The organism is Streptomyces sp. NPDC096012 (genome assembly GCF_040426375.1).
Lineage (GTDB): Bacteria > Actinomycetota > Actinomycetes > Streptomycetales > Streptomycetaceae > Streptomyces.
This window is the reverse complement of sequence record NZ_JBEOTD010000026.1, coordinates 74,889-89,941: the sequence shown is the minus strand read 5'-3', so window position 1 is coordinate 89,941 and position 15,053 is coordinate 74,889. Positions and strand designations below refer to the sequence as shown.

The following is a 15,053-nucleotide window of genomic DNA, read 5'->3' as shown; positions in this document are numbered from 1 at the left end:
CACTGCTCGACGGCGGGCCCCGGGCGCACGAGCGCGCTGTCGGCGGCGCACTCGGCCCCGGGGTCCGTCGGTGAGGCGGCTGCGCGGGGTGCTCAGGTCCGCCCGTCCCGGGTCCGGGTCCGCGGGTGCGGCGCGCCCTCGGCGTCGAGCGTGCCGGCCGCGTCGTTCACCGGCCGCGGGACGCCCGTGAGGTCCAGGACGAACAGCGCCACCCCCAGCGCGGCCGCGCCGGCGCGGGCGTCGTCCGAGTAACCGGCGAGCGAGAAGTACACGCAGTCCGCCGACTCGGTCATCGCCGTCAGCCACAGACACTCCACGTCACGCGGCGAGGCGGGGCGCACGGTCGGGTCCACCTGCGCGAGCAGCCCGCGGGCGGCGAGCCCGACGCCGCTCGGCGGCCGCTGGTCGGCCCGGCGGATGTCCTGGTAGCCGAGCCGGCGCAGATAGAGCGCGGCGGCGGTCACCGCGTCGCGGGCGGTACGGATGGGGTGCGGGGCGAAGGCCGCCCGCCGGTCGGGCACCCCCGGCACAACCGCCTGCGCCTCGGCTTCGGCCTCCGCGTCCGCCCGCCGGTCGGGCACCCCCGGCACTGCCGCCTGCGCCTCGGCCTCGGCACCCGCCGGCGCCTGTGGCGGTTCCGGTGTCCCCGCCTGAACCGGCGTCCCGGCCGGTGGTCGTGCGTTCGCGTCCGCCGCCCCGGGGGCCTGGGCGGGCCCGCCGGTCGCCGCGATCACCTGGATGCGCAGGACCGTGCCGCACGGGCAGCCCAGTTCCGGGTGCGGCCACTGGCCGCGGCGCCCGCAGGCGGCGCACGGCAGGGTGAGCCACTCGTCGTCCCAGGCGCGGTGCGCCGCCACGAGCGGCTCCGCGGCCGGATCCGGCCGCGGGGCGACGGGCGCGCCGCACACGCACGGGTAGACCGGCGCGGTGTAGACGTGCTCGCGCCGGCAGGCCGGACAGCGCACCGGCACGCTCTCGGGCATGGCTCACTCCACGGCGTCGCGTCGGGACAGCCCTCCCTGAAAGGTGGTCCCGGGACGGCGGTTCCCATCGTCCTCCTGCCGCACCCCGCTTGTCCGGCGCTTGGCATCTCTCGTCTCCCTTGACGACGTTCACCCGCCCCCCGTACCTTGCTTCCAGATAGTAGAAGTTAAATTCCGTAATGCGGAATTATGACCATGTGGAGACTGTGCTCACCGCGGGGCGCGACGGGAGTACGCATCCGACAGCCGAAGCAGGAGTACTCGATGGCCCGTATGACCGCTGCCCGCGCGGCAGTTGAGATCCTCAAGCTCGAGGGCGTCACCGACGCCTTCGGTGTGCCGGGCGCGGCGATCAACCCGTTCTACAAGGCCCTCCAGCAGGGTGGCGGCATCAACCACACCCTCGCCCGCCACGTCGAGGGCGCCTCGCACATGGCCGAGGGCTACACCCGCACCAAGCCGGGCAACATCGGCGTGTGCATCGGCACTTCGGGCCCGGCCGGCACCGACATGATCACCGGCCTGTACTCGGCCATCGGCGACTCCGTCCCGATCCTGTGCATCACGGGCCAGGCGCCCACGAACGTGATCCACAAGGAGGACTTCCAGGCCGTCGACATCGCCTCGATCGCCAAGCCGGTCACCAAGATGGCGGTCACCGTCCTGGAGGCCGCGCAGGTCCCCGGTGTCTTCCAGCAGGCCTTCCACCTGATGCGCTCCGGCCGTCCCGGACCGGTCCTGATCGACCTGCCGATCGACGTCCAGCTCACCGAGATCGAGTTCGACCCCGAGACGTACCAGCCGCTGCCGGTCTACAAGCCGGCCGCGAGTCGGGCCCAGATCGAGAAGGCGATCTCCTTCCTGCTCGCCGCCGAGCGCCCCGTCATCGTCGCGGGCGGCGGCATCATCGGCGCCGACGCCTCCGACCTGCTGACCGAGTTCGCCGAGCTGACCCAGACCCCGGTCATCCCGACGCTGATGGGCTGGGGCGCGCTGCCCGACGACCACGAGCTGAACGCGGGCATGGTCGGGGTGCAGACCTCGCACCGCTACGGCAACGCCAACTTCCTGGAGTCGGACTGCGTCCTCGGCATCGGCAACCGCTGGGCCAACCGCCACACCGGCTACAAACTCGACGTCTACCGCGGCGGCCGCACGTTCGTCCACGTCGACATCGAGCCCACCCAGATCGGCAAGATCTTCCCGCCGGACTACGGTGTCGTCTCCGACGCCAAGGCCGCGCTGGAGCTGTTCGTCGAGGTCGCCAGGGAGCTGAAGGCGCGGGGCGCACTGCCCGACCGCACCGAGTGGGTCGCCGGCACCCAGGAGCGCAAGGCCGCCCTGCTGCGCCGCACGCACTTCGACAACGTGCCGATGAAGCCGCAGCGCGTGTACGAGGAGATGAACAAGGCCTTCGGCCCGGACACCCGGTACGTCACCACCATCGGCCTCTCCCAGATCGCCGGCGCGCAGATGCTGCACGTCTACAAGCCGCGCCACTGGATCAACTGCGGTCAGGCCGGCCCGCTCGGCTGGACGATCCCGGCCGCGATCGGCGTCGCCAAGGCCGACCCGGACTCCCCGGTCGTCGCGCTCTCCGGTGACTACGACTTCCAGTTCCTGATCGAGGAGCTGGCGGTGGCCGCCCAGCACCGGATCCCCTACGTCCACGTCCTGGTGAACAACGCCTACCTGGGCCTGATCCGCCAGGCGCAGATCGGCCTGGACATCGACTTCCAGGTCAACCTGGAGTTCGAGAACATCAACGCGCCCGAGCTCGGCGTCTACGGCGTGGACCACGTCAAGGTCGCCGAGGGCCTGGGCTGCAAGGCGATCCGGGTCACCGAGCCGGACCAACTGGGGGCGGCCTTCGAACAGGCCAAGAAGCTGGCCGCCGAGTACCGGGTGCCGGTCGTCGTCGAGGCGATCCTGGAGCGGATCACCAACATCTCGATGAGCCGCACCATGGACATCAGCGACATCTCCGAGTTCGAGGACCTGGCCACCGAGCCGGGCCACGCGCCGACGTCGATCAAGCCGCTGAAGGTCTGACACCTCCGCACGCCCCGGGGCGGCCCGTCCTCGCGGACGGGCCGCCCTTCCTGCTGTCCGCTCACATCGTGCCGCGGCCGGAGTCGCCGTTCGTACTGCCCCTCACACCGCCCCGAGCCTTCGTCCCCCTCGCGCCGCCCCGAGCCGATGCCGCCCCTTCCTCCCCCTCACACCGCCCCGCAGCCGAAGCCGCCTCCGCCGCCCCACGACCCGGGCGGTTCGCGATCCGTGCTGCCGCCCTGGCCGGTGAGGCCCGCCTCGCGGGTGAAGCGCGGGGCCAGGGCGGTCAGCGCCCTGTCGCCGTGCAGGGCCACCAGGAGCAGCTTGTCGTCCACGGACAGGCCCGAGCGGTGGCCGGGCAGCGGATGGCCGCCGCGCAGGTCTCGCAGAGCCCGGCGGGCCCGCACGGTGGGCCCCGGCAGGACCTTCCGCAGCAGTCCCGCCGTGGCCAGCTCGGCGCGCAGCTCGCCGAGCGCCTCGCGCACCCCCCGCCGCTCCGGCAACTGCCGCAACCCGGCGGCCCGGTAGAGCGCGGCGTGTACGGCCCTGGCCAGCGGAGGCAGGGGTGCCCCGGCGGCGGGTCCGCACGTCCTCATCGTCCCGGGCCGGCCCGCCTCCACCGCGCCCCGCAGGTGCAGCCCCAGCACCGCCACCGTCACCGCGGCCCTGGCGCCGCCGCGCAGCAGCGCGATCGCGTACGGGTCGTCCGGGATCGTCGTCCTGCCCCGCATGAGACACCCCCCGTACGGGGCCCGCCGCCCCCGTGCCGACGGGCCCCGTGTGCCGGTAATCTGCCCCGGCGCGGGGGTGGTTGAAGCCTGTACAGCGATGTTCAGAGGTTGATCTGAGGATTGCGCGGAACGGCTACGGCCGCTGCCGTACGCGCCGTCGCTACACCTCGTGCTCGGACAGCCCCGGCCAGTCGTCCGGGCCGCCGCCCTGCCACTCGATGAGGTCGCTCACCTCCACCTCGATCCGGTCCAGATCGGCCATCCGGAGGATCTCCACGACGTCGTCCAGGTGTGAGGCGATCCCCAGGGTCACGTCACCCTCGGTGACCCGGCGGGAGCCGTCCAGGGCGGGGGAGTGGACCACGATGTGCGGGTACTGCGTCGGATTGCCCATGGCTTCAGCGTGCTGCGGAAGCGGCGCACGCGCACGCCGGGCCCGCAACGCGCGAAGCGCCCCCTGGAGCAGGGGGCGCTTCGGTACCGTGATGGCCGTCCGACGGCGCGAGGCTGGGCGCGACAGGTCGTTCGCGCCGCCGGACGGGGCGGGTGGCCCCCGTACGGGGGACTGGGTGGGACCGCGGCGGATGCGACGGAGCCGGGCATCCTTCCCTCAGGTCGAGAAGGGCACGCCGTTCCTTCACCACCGCACTGGCTCGCATGCCGCCGCGGTCCTCGCCCTGCCCGCACAGTCGCCCTACGACCACCCCTCATCCGGGTCGTCCGGCGTGCCGTGCGGGCCGCGTGCGGACGTCATGACCTCCCGTCAGACCCCGCACGCTGCTTGTGGTTTCGTCGGTCTCAGTCCTCGCGCAGGGCGCGGACCGCCTCCTCCACGCGCTTGCCGTAGTCCGGGTCGGCGGCGTGGAAGTGGGCCAGGTTCTTCTCGATCACGTCGTCGCGGGAGACCTGCGAGAGGCCGCCGGCGATGTTCGCGACCAGCCGGGACTTCTCCTCCCGCGTCATCAGGCGGTACAGCTCGCCCGCCTGGAAGAAGTGGTCGTCCTTGGTGTGCAGCGGAGCCTCGTGGTTGCCGGTGTGGCCGGCGACCGCCAGGGGGGCCGCCAGCGGGCGGCCGGTCTCCACCGGGCCGTCGTAGGAGTTCGGCTCGTAGTTCTTGGCGTGGCGGCCCTGGGCGTTGGACGCCATGAGGCCGTCGCGGCCGTAGTTCCGGGCACCGCCCGGGACCGCCTTCGGGGCGTTCACGGCGAGCAGCGTGTGGTTGACGCCGAGCCGGTAGCGGTGGGCGTCCGCGTAGGCGAACAGCCGGCCCTGGAGCATCTTGTCCGGGGACGGGCCGATGCCGGGCACGAAGTTGTTCGGCGAGAACGCGGCCTGCTCGACCTCGGCGAAGACGTTGTCCGGGTTGCGGTCCAGCACCAGGCGGCCCACCCGCTGCAGCGGGTAGTCCCTGTGCGGCCACACCTTCGTCAGGTCGAACGGGTTGAAGCGGTAGTCGGCCGCCTCGGCCGCCGGCATGATCTGGACGTAGAGGGTCCAGGACGGGTGCACACCCCGCTCGATGGCCTGTAGCAGGTCCGTCTGGTGGGAGTTGGCGTCCTTGCCCGCGATCTGAGCGGCCTGCTCGCTGCTCAGGGAGCGGACACCCTGGTTCGTCTTGAAGTGGTACTTGACGAAGAAGGCCTCGCCGGCGGCGTTCGTCCACTGGTAGGTGTGCGAGCCGTAGCCGTTCATGTGGCGGTACGACGCCGGGATGCCGCGGTCGCCCATCAGCCACGTCACCTGGTGCGTGGCCTCGGGGGCGTGGGCCCAGAAGTCCCAGACGTTGTCCGGCTCCTGCCTGCCGGTGAACGGGTCGCGCTTCTGCGAGTGGATGAAGTCGGGGAACTTGATCGGATCCTTGATGAAGAACACCGGGGTGTTGTTGCCGACGAGGTCGTAGTTGCCCTCCTCGGTGTAGAACTTCACCGCGAAACCGCGCGGGTCACGGACCGCGTCCGCGCCGCCGAGGGAGTCGGCGACCGTCGAGAAGCGCACGAAGACCTCGGTGCGCCTGCCGATCTCGCCGAGGAAGGCGGCGTGGGTGTAGCCGGTGACGTCGTCCGTCACCTCGAAGTGGCCGTACGCGCCGGAGCCGCGGGCGTGCACGACACGCTCCGGGATCCGCTCGCGGTTGAAGCGCGCGAGCTTCTCCAGGAGGTGCTGGTCCTGGATCAGGAGCGGGCCGCCGACGCCGGCGGAGGCGGAGTTCTGGTTGTCGGCGACCGGTGCGCCGGACTCTGTCGTGAGCACGCGCTTCGACATCGTGGACCTTCCGTGCGAGGGGGCAGCGGGAATCTGCGGAATCTTCGTGACCTTCGGAAACAGACTTCCGCTTCGTGGAGCTTCCGCTGGCGTGAGCCTAGGTAGGGGTGAACGAGGCGTCAACAGTTTGTTGAATGTGATTCCGGGCCGCGGCGCCGCCTGGGCGCGACAGGACAGGTGTCAGCGGCGCCGCGGCCCGGAAGTCTGCGAGGGAGCGTCAGACCTGGGCGCCGGACAGGCGCTCCACGGCCCGCAGCAGGGCCGAGTGGTCCAGGCCGCCGTCACCCTGGGCGCGCAGGGAGGCGACCAGCTGGGCCACCACGGCACCCACCGGCAGCGCGGCGCCGACGGAGCGGGCGGCGTCGGTGACGATGCCCATGTCCTTGTGGTGCAGGTCGATGCGGAAGCCCGGCTTGAAGTCGCGGTTGAGGAAGTTGTCCTTCTTGCGCGTCAGCACGGTGGAGCCGGCGAGACCGCCGTTGAGTACGTCGAGCGCGGCCCCCAGGTCCACGCCGGACTTCTCCAGGAAGACCACGGCCTCGGCGCACGCCTGGATGTTCACGGCGACGATCAGCTGGTTGGCGGCCTTCACGGTCTGACCGGAGCCGTGCGGGCCGCACAGCACGATGGTCCTGCCGAGGGCGTCGAAGATCGGCTTGGCCTGGTCGAAGTCGGCCTGCTCGCCGCCGACCATGATCGACAGCACGGCCTCGACGGCGCCGGCCTCACCACCGGAGACCGGGGCGTCCAGCACCCGGATGCCCTTGTCCTTGGCGGCGGCGGCCAGGTCGACGGAGGTCTGCGGGGTGATCGAGGACATGTCGATCAGCAGGGTGCCCGGCCTGGCGTTCTCCAGGATGCCGTCCGGGCCGTAGGCGATGGCCTCGACCTGCGGGGAGGCGGGCACCATGGTGATCACCACGTCGGCGTCGCGGACCGCCTCGGCGATCGAGCCGGCCGCGGTGCCGCCGGCGGCGGCCAGGCGGTCCAGCTTGTCCTGCTCCAGCGTGAAGCCGGTGACGTCGTGGCCCGCCTTGATCAGGTTCTCGGACATGGGGGAGCCCATGATGCCGAGGCCGATCCAGGCGATCTTGGGAAGGGCGTTGCTCATGATGGGGGTGCCTCTCTGACTGCTCTGCGAAAGTCGGGGGTTCAGCGCGCGGCGCGCGGGAGCCACTCGAAGGCCTCGGCGCTCGGGCGGTCGCCCGGCTTGTACTCCAGGCCGACCCAGCCGTCGTAGCCGGCCTTCCTCAGCTGGTCGAGCAGCCCCTCCAGCGGGAGCGAACCCGTCCCCGGGGCGCCGCGGCCGGGGTTGTCGGCGATCTGCACGTGCCCGGACTTCGCCGCGTACTGCTCGATGACCGCGGGCAGGTCCTCGCCGTTCATCGACAGGTGGTACAGGTCCATCAGGAACTTCGCGTTCCCGAGTCCGGTCGCCGCGTTGACCTTGTCCACGATCTCGACGGCCTTGGGCGCGCTCACGATCGGGCACTTCGGGGACTCGGGCCCGTTCAGCGCCTCGACCAGCACGATCGCCCCGATCCGGTCGGCCGCGCGGGCCGCGAGTGCCAGGTTCTCCAGGGCGAGCGCGTCCTGCTCCGCGGGGTCCACGCCGTCGACGCGGTTGCCGTACAGCGCGTTCAGCGCCTTGCAGCCGAGGGAGGCCGCGAAGTCCGCCGCCACGTCGATGTTGGCGCGGAACCTCTCGGACTCCTCGCCGGGGACCGACAGGGCGCCGCGGTCCGGGCCCGGCAGCCGGCCGGCGTAGAAGTTCAGCCCCGTGAGCTGGACGCCCGCGTCCTCGATCGCCTTCCTCAGGGCGTCCAGTTCCAACTGCTCGGGAGTGGGGGAGTCGACCCAGGGCCACCACAGCTCGACCGCCGGGAAGCCCGCCGCGGCGGCGGCCGCGGGGCGCTCCAGGAGCGGGAGTTCCGTGAAGAGGATCGACAGGTTGACGTTGAAGCGCTGGTCTGCGAATCCCATTCGGGCCGCGCTCCCTTCCGTTGGTCTGAATTCCGTATTGCGGAAGTTCGTTTCTGCGTAATGGAAGATTGCCGTCGTGTGTCGACGCTTGTCAAGGGGGGCCGGCGGCCGTTCCCCGCCGGCCTGCCCGAAAACCCGTGCCTCGCGTTAGGTTGAGCGCGTGCGATTGAGAGTGGAGTTCACGACCGAGCCCTTCGACCTGGACGAGGCGCCCGCGCACGCCCTGGTGGCGCGCGAGGTCGTCGAGACGGCCGAGCTGGACGCCGTGGACGTCGGCCCGTTCGGCAACACCGCCGAGGGGAGCGCGGACGGCGTGCTCTCGGCCGTCGGCGCGCTGCTGCGCAGGTCCCTGGAGGCCGGTGCCAACCGGATCTCGCTCCAGGTCAGCGTGATCGAGGACGGGATCGCGGAGGGTGACAGGTGAGCGTGGACGAGCCCTTCATCGCGGCCGTGAAGCCGCTGGTCGACGCCATCGGCGGGGAGCTGCTGCCGCCCGACGAGGCCGGCGTCGAGGACGTCGTCCTCGCCTGGGAGGGCGTCGACGTCGTCGCCGTACGCCTGCCCCAGCTGGCCGACTCCCTCGATCACATCCTGGCCGCCATGGAGCGCAGGAAGGGCCGGCCGCTGGCCGACCTGGACCGCAAGGCCAAGCAGGAGGTCGTGCGCATACTGGAGGCGCGGGGAGCCTTCGCCGTACGGCACGGGGTGGAGACCGTGGCGGGCGCGCTGGGCGTCAGCCGCTTCACCGTCTACAACTACCTCAACCGGGAGAAGGGCCTCTGAGCGGCCGCTGGTGACTCCGCGGCTTGTTACGCGGATTTTTCAACAAAGTGTTGACGTGGTGTTTCCGAGGGCGTTAGCTATCGGCAGCCCGTTCAGCACGACGGCCGTTTCCGGCCACGGAGGCTCCCGTGACTTCGACTTCCACGCCCCCGGGCCTGGCCCGGTTCAACGACCTGGAGGAGCACGCGGCCCTGGCGGCCCTCCGCGAGGCGTGCGCCTCCACCGAGTGGGCCCGGCGACTGCTCGCCGCCCGCCCGTACGCCACCGTGGAGGACCTCTGCACCGCCAGCGACGCCGCCATGGCCGAGCTGACCACCGCGGACCTCGAAGAGGCGATGGCCGGGCACCCGCCGATCGGGCGTCCCAAGCCCGGCGACCCGACCTCCGCCCGCGAACAGCGCGGCATGGCCGGCGCCTCCGGGGAACTCAGGGCCGAGATGCTCGACCTCAACCTCGCCTACCAGGAGAGGTTCGGCCACGTGTTCCTCATCTGCGCCACCGGGAGGACCGCCGAGCAGATGCGCGACGCGGTCAGGGAGCGGATCGGCAACGCGCCCGGGCAGGAGCGGGAGATCGTCCGCACCGAGCTGGGCAAGATCAACCGCATCCGACTGGCCCGACTCGTCGAAGAGGACGCCTGACACCATGAGCACCAGCACCACCGCCTCCGTGTCCACGCACATCCTGGACACCTCCGTCGGCCGCCCCGCCGAGGGCGTCACCGTCCAGCTCTCCGCCCGCGCCGGGCGGGACACCGGCTGGCAGGCACTCGGCGGCTCCGCGACCGACGCCGACGGCCGGTGCAAGGACCTGCCGGCCCTGCCGGAGGGGACCACCCACGTACGGCTGGACTTCGCCGTCGAGCCGTACTTCGAGAACTCCGCGAAGAAGCAAGCCGATGCGCAGCAGGACGCCCCCGCGAATCGGGACAGCGGACCTGGCGTGTTCTTCCCCGAGGTGGCGATCACGTTCGCCGTCGTACCGGGGGAGCACTACCACGTGCCGCTGCTGCTCAACCCGTTCGGCTACTCCGTTTACCGAGGGAGCTAGCTAAATGACCGTCAATCCCCGCCCTGCCCGCCCGGTCGTCCTGGGACAGAACCAGTACGGCAAGGCCGAGAACCGAGTCGTCAAGATCACGCGGGACGGCGCCACCCACCACATCAAGGACCTCAACGTGTCCGTGGCGCTGAGCGGCGACATGGAAGAGGTCCACTACTCCGGCTCCAACGCCAACGTCCTGCCGACCGACACCACCAAGAACACGGTGTACGCGTTCGCCAAGGAGTACGGCATCGAGTCCGCCGAGCAGTTCGGCATCCACCTCGCCCGCCACTTCGTCACCTCGCAGGAGCCGATCCGCCAGGCCCGGATCCGCATCGAGGAGTACGCCTGGGAGCGGATCGCGACCTCCGACGCCAACTCCCAGTTCATCGGCGCCGACGAGGTCAAGCACTCCTTCGTGCGCAAGGGCCAGGAGACCCGGGTCACCCAGATCACCTACGACGGTGCGAAGTGGGAGGTCGTCTCGGGCCTGAAGGACCTCGTGGTGATGAACTCGACCAACTCCGAGTTCTGGGGCTACGTCAAGGACAAGTACACCACCCTGCCGGAGTCGTACGACCGCATCCTGGCCACCCAGGTCTCCGGCCGCTGGCGGTTCAACTGGACCGACGACGAGCAGAGGATGCCCCACTGGGAGAAGTCCTACGAGCAGGTCAGGAAGCACATGCTCCAGGCCTTCGCCGAGACCTACTCCCTCTCGCTGCAGCAGACGCTGTACCAGATGGGCGCGCGCATCATCAACAACCGCGGCGAGATCGACGAGGTCCGCTTCTCGCTGCCGAACAAGCACCACTTCCTGGTGGACCTGGAGCCGTTCGGGCTGAAGAACGACAACGAGGTCTACTACGCCGCCGACCGTCCCTACGGCCTCATCGAGGCCACCGTCCTGCGGGACGGCTGCGAGGCCCTGATCCCGGTCGACATGACCAACCTCTGACGCGGGATGCGGGCCCCCGGCCCCGCCACCCGGGCCGGGGGCCCGCCACACCGGAGGGAACGAAATGGCACAGCCTGCGAAGGGGCCCGTCACAGCCGGGGCTGGACGACAGCTCCCACATCGTCCCGGTGGCCGTGGCGCTCGGCGCCGGCATCGTCCCGCCGGCGGCACCGACCTTCTCCGCCGGCTTCCCGGCCTGGGCGCAGACCGTGCTCGGCTCCGGTATCGGCGCAGGCGCGCTCGCCGCAGTCCTGCCCAATCTGTTCCTCCACCACCTCGGCACCCGGAACGGCCCTGCTCAGCCCGCTCCGGCACTCAAATCCCCCTAGGGTCCTGCCGTGCCCTCCCCGTGGACGACCCCCGTCCCCGGGCCGCCACTGAAGACAAGGAAGCACCATGGCAGCATCGGCAGTCCAGCGCGTCGTCATCGAGAACTGCGCGATCGCGACCGTCGACGCGGGCGACACGGAGTACGCCTCCGGGCACCTGGTCCTCGCCGGCAACCGGATCGAGTCGGTCGGCGCGGGCAAGGCCCCCGAGGGGCTCGAGAACGTGGTCCGCCGGATCGACGCGACCGGCCACCTGGCCACGCCCGGTCTGGTCAACACCCACCACCACTTCTACCAGTGGATCACCCGCGGCCTGGCCACCGACCACAACCTGTTCGACTGGCTCGTCGCCCTCTACCCCACCTGGGCGCGCATCGACGAGCGGATGACGTACGCGGCTGCCCAGGGCTCCCTCGCCACGATGGCCCGCGGCGGTGTCACCACCGCCATGGACCACCACTACGTCTTCCCGCAGGGCTCCGGCGACCTGTCCGGCTCGATCATCAGGGCCGCCGCCGAGATGGGCGTCCGCTTCACTCTGGCCCGCGGCTCCATGGACCGCAGCGAGAAGGACGGCGGCCTGCCGCCGGACTTCGCCGTCGAGACGCTGGAGGGTGCCCTCGCCGCGACCGAGGAGACCGTCAAGAAGCACCATGACACCTCCTTCGACGCGATGACCCAGGTGGCGGTCGCCCCCTGCTCGCCGTTCTCCGTCTCCACCGAACTCATGCGCGAGGGCGCCGACCTGGCCCGCCGGCTGGGCGTACGGCTGCACACCCACGGTTCGGAGACCGTGGAGGAGGAGAAGTTCTGCCACGAGCTGTTCGGCATGGGCCCGACCGACTACTTCGAGTCCACGGGCTGGCTCGGTGAGGACGTGTGGATGGCGCACTGCGTCCACATGAACGACTCCGACATCGCCGCCTTCGCCCGCACCAGGACCGGTGTGGCGCACTGCCCCTCCTCCAACGCCCGCCTCGCGGCCGGCATCGCCCGCGTCCCCGACATGCTCGCCGCGGGCGTCCCGGTCGGCCTCGGCGTCGACGGCACCGCCTCCAACGAGTCCGGCGAACTCCACACCGAACTGCGCAACGCCCTGCTGATCAACCGGCTCGGCGCACACCGCGAGGCCGCGCTCAACGCCCGCCAGGCGCTGCGGCTCGGCACCCACGGCGGCGCCCAGGTCCTCGGCCGGGCCCAGCAGATCGGCTCGCTGGAGCCGGGCAAGCTGGCCGACGTCGTGCTGTGGAAGATGGACACGCTCGCCCACGCCTCCATCGCCGACCCGGTGACCGCGCTCGTCTTCGGCGCCGCGGCCCCGGTCACCGCCTCCTTCGTCAACGGCCGGCAGATCGTCGAGAACGGCCGCCTGCTCACCGTCGACGAGGACGCCGTCGCCCGCTCCACCCGCGAGGAGGCCCAGCGCCTCGCCCGGATCGCCGCCCAGGGCTGATCCGCCCCCCGAACTCCGGTGCTCGGCACACAGACCCGAGCGCCGGCGGACTCCGGCCGAGAGGGACGGCTCACGGCCGGAGCCGTGGATCCGAGCGGGATCCACGGCAAGCCGTCTCCGGGGCGTGCGCACGCGCGCGCCCCGGAACGGTGCCTCCCGCACCACCCCACCGCTCACGCACGTCTCCGTCACGGTCCCGCACGATCACACGCACCACCTCCCTGACACCCACGTCGTCGACGACGTGTTAACCGCCCGGAGGAGCCGCCGTGGCCGCCCATCCTGTTGACGAGAAACTGCCCCCACTCAAAATGGCGACCAGCGGCCTGCAGCACGTGGCCGCCATGTACGCCGGTGTCGTCGCCCCACCCCTGATCGTCGGTGCGGCCGTGGGCCTCTCCGCGACCGACCTGACCTTCCTCACCGGTGCCTGCCTGTTCACCGCGGGCCTCGCCACCTTCCTGCAGACGCTGGGCATCTGGAAGATCGGTGCCCGGCTGCCCTTCGTCAACGGCGTCACCTTCGCCGGTGTCGCCCCCATGACCGCGGTGGTCGCCTCCACCCACGACAAGTCCGACGCCCTGCCGATCATCTTCGGCGCGGTCGTCGTCGCCGGCCTCCTGGGCTTCCTCGCGGCGCCGTTCTTCAGCAAGGCGATCCGCTTCTTCCCGCCGGTGGTCACCGGCAGCGTCATCACCCTGATCGGCGTCTCCCTGCTGCCGGTCGCCTTCGGCTGGGCCCAGGGGCCCGATCCGGCGGCGCACGACTACGGTTCGACGACCTACCTGTCCCTCGCCGGCATCACCCTGCTCATCGTGCTGCTGCTGCGCCGCTTCACGCGGGGCTTCGTCAAGCAGATCGCCGTCCTGCTCGGCCTGATCATCGGCACGCTCGTCGCGATACCGTTCGGGGTCACGGACTTCGGGCCCGTGGCCGACGCGAACGTGGTCGGCTTCCCCACCCCGTTCCACTTCGGCGCCCCGCAATTTCAGCTCGCCGCCATCCTGTCCCTGTGCGTGGTGATGGTGGTCTCGATGACCGAGTCGACCGCCGACATGCTGGCACTGGGCGAGATCGTCGAGCGCCCCGCCGACGAGAGGACCATCGCGGCCGGCCTGCGCGCCGACACCCTCGGCTCGGCGCTCAGCCCGCTGTTCAACGGCTTCATGTGCAGCGCCTTCGCCCAGAACATCGGCCTGGTCGCGATGACCCGGATCCGCAGCCGCTACGTCGTCGCGACCGGTGGCGGCTTCCTGGTCCTGATGGGCCTGTGCCCGATGGCCGCCTCACTGATCGCGGTCGTACCCCGCCCGGTCCTCGGCGGCGCGGGCGTCGTCCTGTTCGGCTCGGTCGCCGCCAGCGGCATCCAGACCCTCGTCCGGGCCGGACTCGACAGGGACAACAACGTGCTGATCGTGGCCGTGTCCCTCGCCGTCGGGATCATCCCGATCACCGCGCCGCGCTTCTACCACGCGTTCCCCGAGACCGCGAAGATCGTCCTGGACTCGGGCATCTCCACGGGCTGCCTGACGGCCGTGGTGCTCAACCTGCTCTTCAACCACCTGGGCAAGGGGCAGGAGGCCCAGGACGTCACCCATCCGATGGAGGCGGGCACGGAGATCGCCGCCGCACACTGAACGACCCGGGCCGGGGTACGCGCTCGCGCACCCCGGCGCCGCCGAACCGGCCGTGCGCGCGGAGCCGTGACCTCCGTGCTCGCGCACCCCCGGCCGGGCGCCGCCGAACCGGCCCTGCGCGCGGGCCCGTGATCACCGTGCTCGCGCACTCCGGCCGGGGGCGCCGAACCGGCCCTGCGTACGGGCCCATGACCTCCGTGCTCGCGCACCCGGGTCCGGCGCCGACCGGACGGGCCCACGCGCGCCGGCGCCTCCCGTCGCGGAGTGGAAGCGCGGCATCGAGGCCGCCACCTACCGGGGCCCCCCGCGCGATGCGCCTACAGACCGAACAGGCCGAGGTCCGTCGCCAGTTCCCTGAAGACCTCGCGGGGATCGCCGATCAGCTTGCGCTCCTCGAGGTCCAGCAGACCGGCCACGGCGGTGATCTCGGCCGCCAGGGTGCCGTCGGTCTTGCGCACCTCCTGGCGGATCCGGAAGCTCTTTCCGCCGCTCCACTCGAACTCACAGGTCACATCGACCTCGTCACCTGCCAGCAGCTCACGCCGGTAGCGAATCGTCGTCTCGAGCGCCACCGGGCCGACCCGGCGGCCCACGAGCCGGGCCTGGCTGATCCCGGCCGCCTGGAGCAGCGACCAGCGGGCGTGCTCCGCGTAATTGAGGTAGACCGCCTGGTTGAGATGCCCCTGTGTGTCGGTCTCGTAGCCGCGTACGGTCACACGGACGGAAAACGGTTCGGCCACTGCCTGTCCCCCTCGCGTTCGAAGCTCCGGTCCACCGATCCTGGCATGGACGTCACGCCCGGCGCGGCGAGGCCAGCAGATAACGGGCCCTGGTCCGC

Annotated in this window: 15 protein-coding genes and 1 pseudogene; 9 read left to right on the top strand and 7 right to left on the bottom strand. The window is 71.2% G+C overall.

Features of this window, described 5'->3' with window-relative positions; all coding sequences use genetic code 11:
* Positions 1-92: 92 nt before the first annotated feature.
* Positions 93-983, bottom strand: coding sequence for a hypothetical protein (locus ABVB68_RS23840; RefSeq protein WP_353603142.1), 891 nt, complete (start codon positions 981-983; stop codon positions 93-95).
* A 264-nt stretch (positions 984-1,247) separates the two neighbouring features.
* On the opposite strand from ABVB68_RS23840, the gene gcl reads away from it, so the two are divergent.
* Complete coding sequence (gene gcl, locus ABVB68_RS23835; protein WP_353603141.1) at positions 1,248-3,035, top strand: glyoxylate carboligase; 1,788 nt, start codon at positions 1,248-1,250, stop codon at positions 3,033-3,035.
* 167 nt (positions 3,036-3,202) lie between these two features.
* Here the strand turns inward: gcl and ABVB68_RS23830 are convergent, their stop codons facing one another.
* From ABVB68_RS23830 to ABVB68_RS23810, 5 genes are all read right to left on the bottom strand, one after another.
* Positions 3,203-3,826, bottom strand: coding sequence for a TIGR04222 domain-containing membrane protein (locus ABVB68_RS23830; RefSeq protein WP_353603173.1), 624 nt, complete (start codon positions 3,824-3,826; stop codon positions 3,203-3,205).
* A 100-nt stretch (positions 3,827-3,926) separates the two neighbouring features.
* On the bottom strand, positions 3,927-4,160 hold the full coding sequence (locus ABVB68_RS23825) for a hypothetical protein (RefSeq protein WP_353603140.1): 234 nt from the start codon (positions 4,158-4,160) through the stop codon (positions 3,927-3,929).
* A gap of 404 nt (positions 4,161-4,564) precedes the next feature.
* The gene (locus tag ABVB68_RS23820) at positions 4,565-6,028 is read right to left on the bottom strand and encodes a catalase (RefSeq protein ID WP_353603139.1); all 1,464 of its coding nucleotides are present in this window, start codon (positions 6,026-6,028) and stop codon (positions 4,565-4,567) included.
* A 217-nt stretch (positions 6,029-6,245) separates the two neighbouring features.
* Positions 6,246-7,139, bottom strand: coding sequence for a 2-hydroxy-3-oxopropionate reductase (locus tag ABVB68_RS23815; protein ID WP_353603138.1), 894 nt, complete (start codon positions 7,137-7,139; stop codon positions 6,246-6,248).
* A gap of 41 nt (positions 7,140-7,180) precedes the next feature.
* A complete protein-coding gene (locus ABVB68_RS23810) occupies positions 7,181-8,011 on the bottom strand; it encodes a TIM barrel protein (RefSeq protein ID WP_353603137.1) in 831 nt (276 codons plus the stop codon).
* A 160-nt stretch (positions 8,012-8,171) separates the two neighbouring features.
* On the opposite strand from ABVB68_RS23810, the gene ABVB68_RS23805 reads away from it, so the two are divergent.
* The 8 genes and pseudogenes from ABVB68_RS23805 to ABVB68_RS23770 all read left to right on the top strand — a co-directional run bounded on the left by ABVB68_RS23805 (position 8,172) and on the right by ABVB68_RS23770 (position 14,215).
* Positions 8,172-8,435: a YkoF family thiamine-binding protein gene (locus ABVB68_RS23805; RefSeq protein ID WP_353603136.1), complete on the top strand. Its 264-nt coding sequence runs from the start codon at positions 8,172-8,174 to the stop codon at positions 8,433-8,435.
* On the top strand, positions 8,432-8,794 hold the full coding sequence (locus tag ABVB68_RS23800; RefSeq protein WP_353603135.1) for a helix-turn-helix domain-containing protein: 363 nt from the start codon (positions 8,432-8,434) through the stop codon (positions 8,792-8,794). Before ABVB68_RS23805 ends, ABVB68_RS23800 begins: the two co-directional genes overlap by 4 nt.
* A 128-nt stretch (positions 8,795-8,922) precedes the next feature.
* A complete protein-coding gene (uraD, locus tag ABVB68_RS23795) occupies positions 8,923-9,435 on the top strand; it encodes a 2-oxo-4-hydroxy-4-carboxy-5-ureidoimidazoline decarboxylase (protein ID WP_353603134.1) in 513 nt (170 codons plus the stop codon).
* 4 nt (positions 9,436-9,439) lie between these two features.
* Complete coding sequence (gene uraH / locus ABVB68_RS23790; RefSeq protein ID WP_353603133.1) at positions 9,440-9,844, top strand: hydroxyisourate hydrolase; 405 nt, start codon at positions 9,440-9,442, stop codon at positions 9,842-9,844.
* Between the two features lie 4 nt (positions 9,845-9,848).
* Complete coding sequence (gene pucL, locus ABVB68_RS23785; protein ID WP_353603132.1) at positions 9,849-10,796, top strand: factor-independent urate hydroxylase; 948 nt, start codon at positions 9,849-9,851, stop codon at positions 10,794-10,796.
* Between the two features lie 89 nt (positions 10,797-10,885).
* Positions 10,886-11,125 (top strand): annotated as a pseudogene (locus tag ABVB68_RS23780) (purine permease); the annotation flags it as partial.
* Positions 11,126-11,192: 67 nt separating this feature from the next.
* Positions 11,193-12,578, top strand: a complete 1,386-nt coding sequence (locus ABVB68_RS23775; protein WP_353603131.1) for an 8-oxoguanine deaminase — start codon at positions 11,193-11,195, stop codon at positions 12,576-12,578.
* Between the two features lie 269 nt (positions 12,579-12,847).
* On the top strand, positions 12,848-14,215 hold the full coding sequence (locus ABVB68_RS23770) for a nucleobase:cation symporter-2 family protein (RefSeq protein WP_353603130.1): 1,368 nt from the start codon (positions 12,848-12,850) through the stop codon (positions 14,213-14,215).
* Between the two features lie 317 nt (positions 14,216-14,532).
* Here the strand turns inward: ABVB68_RS23770 and ABVB68_RS23765 are convergent, their stop codons facing one another.
* A complete protein-coding gene (locus ABVB68_RS23765) occupies positions 14,533-14,955 on the bottom strand; it encodes an acyl-CoA thioesterase (protein ID WP_353603129.1) in 423 nt (140 codons plus the stop codon).
* Positions 14,956-15,053: the final 98 nt, after the last annotated feature.

What these genes read in the sequence shown, in the direction of transcription:
- ABVB68_RS23825 (WP_353603140.1), bottom strand. Translation starts at nt 4,160, where the DNA reads ATGGGCAATCCGACGCAGTACCCGCACATCGTGGTCCACTCCCCCGCC.
- ABVB68_RS23840 (WP_353603142.1), bottom strand. Translation starts at nt 983, where the DNA reads ATGCCCGAGAGCGTGCCGGTGCGCTGTCCGGCCTGCCGGCGCGAGCAC.
- pucL (WP_353603132.1), top strand. Translation starts at nt 9,849, where the DNA reads ATGACCGTCAATCCCCGCCCTGCCCGCCCGGTCGTCCTGGGACAGAAC.
- ABVB68_RS23810 (WP_353603137.1), bottom strand. Translation starts at nt 8,011, where the DNA reads ATGGGATTCGCAGACCAGCGCTTCAACGTCAACCTGTCGATCCTCTTC.
- uraH (WP_353603133.1), top strand. Translation starts at nt 9,440, where the DNA reads ATGAGCACCAGCACCACCGCCTCCGTGTCCACGCACATCCTGGACACC.
- ABVB68_RS23815 (WP_353603138.1), bottom strand. Translation starts at nt 7,139, where the DNA reads ATGAGCAACGCCCTTCCCAAGATCGCCTGGATCGGCCTCGGCATCATG.
- gcl (WP_353603141.1), top strand. Translation starts at nt 1,248, where the DNA reads ATGGCCCGTATGACCGCTGCCCGCGCGGCAGTTGAGATCCTCAAGCTC.
- ABVB68_RS23775 (WP_353603131.1), top strand. Translation starts at nt 11,193, where the DNA reads ATGGCAGCATCGGCAGTCCAGCGCGTCGTCATCGAGAACTGCGCGATC.
- ABVB68_RS23820 (WP_353603139.1), bottom strand. Translation starts at nt 6,028, where the DNA reads ATGTCGAAGCGCGTGCTCACGACAGAGTCCGGCGCACCGGTCGCCGAC.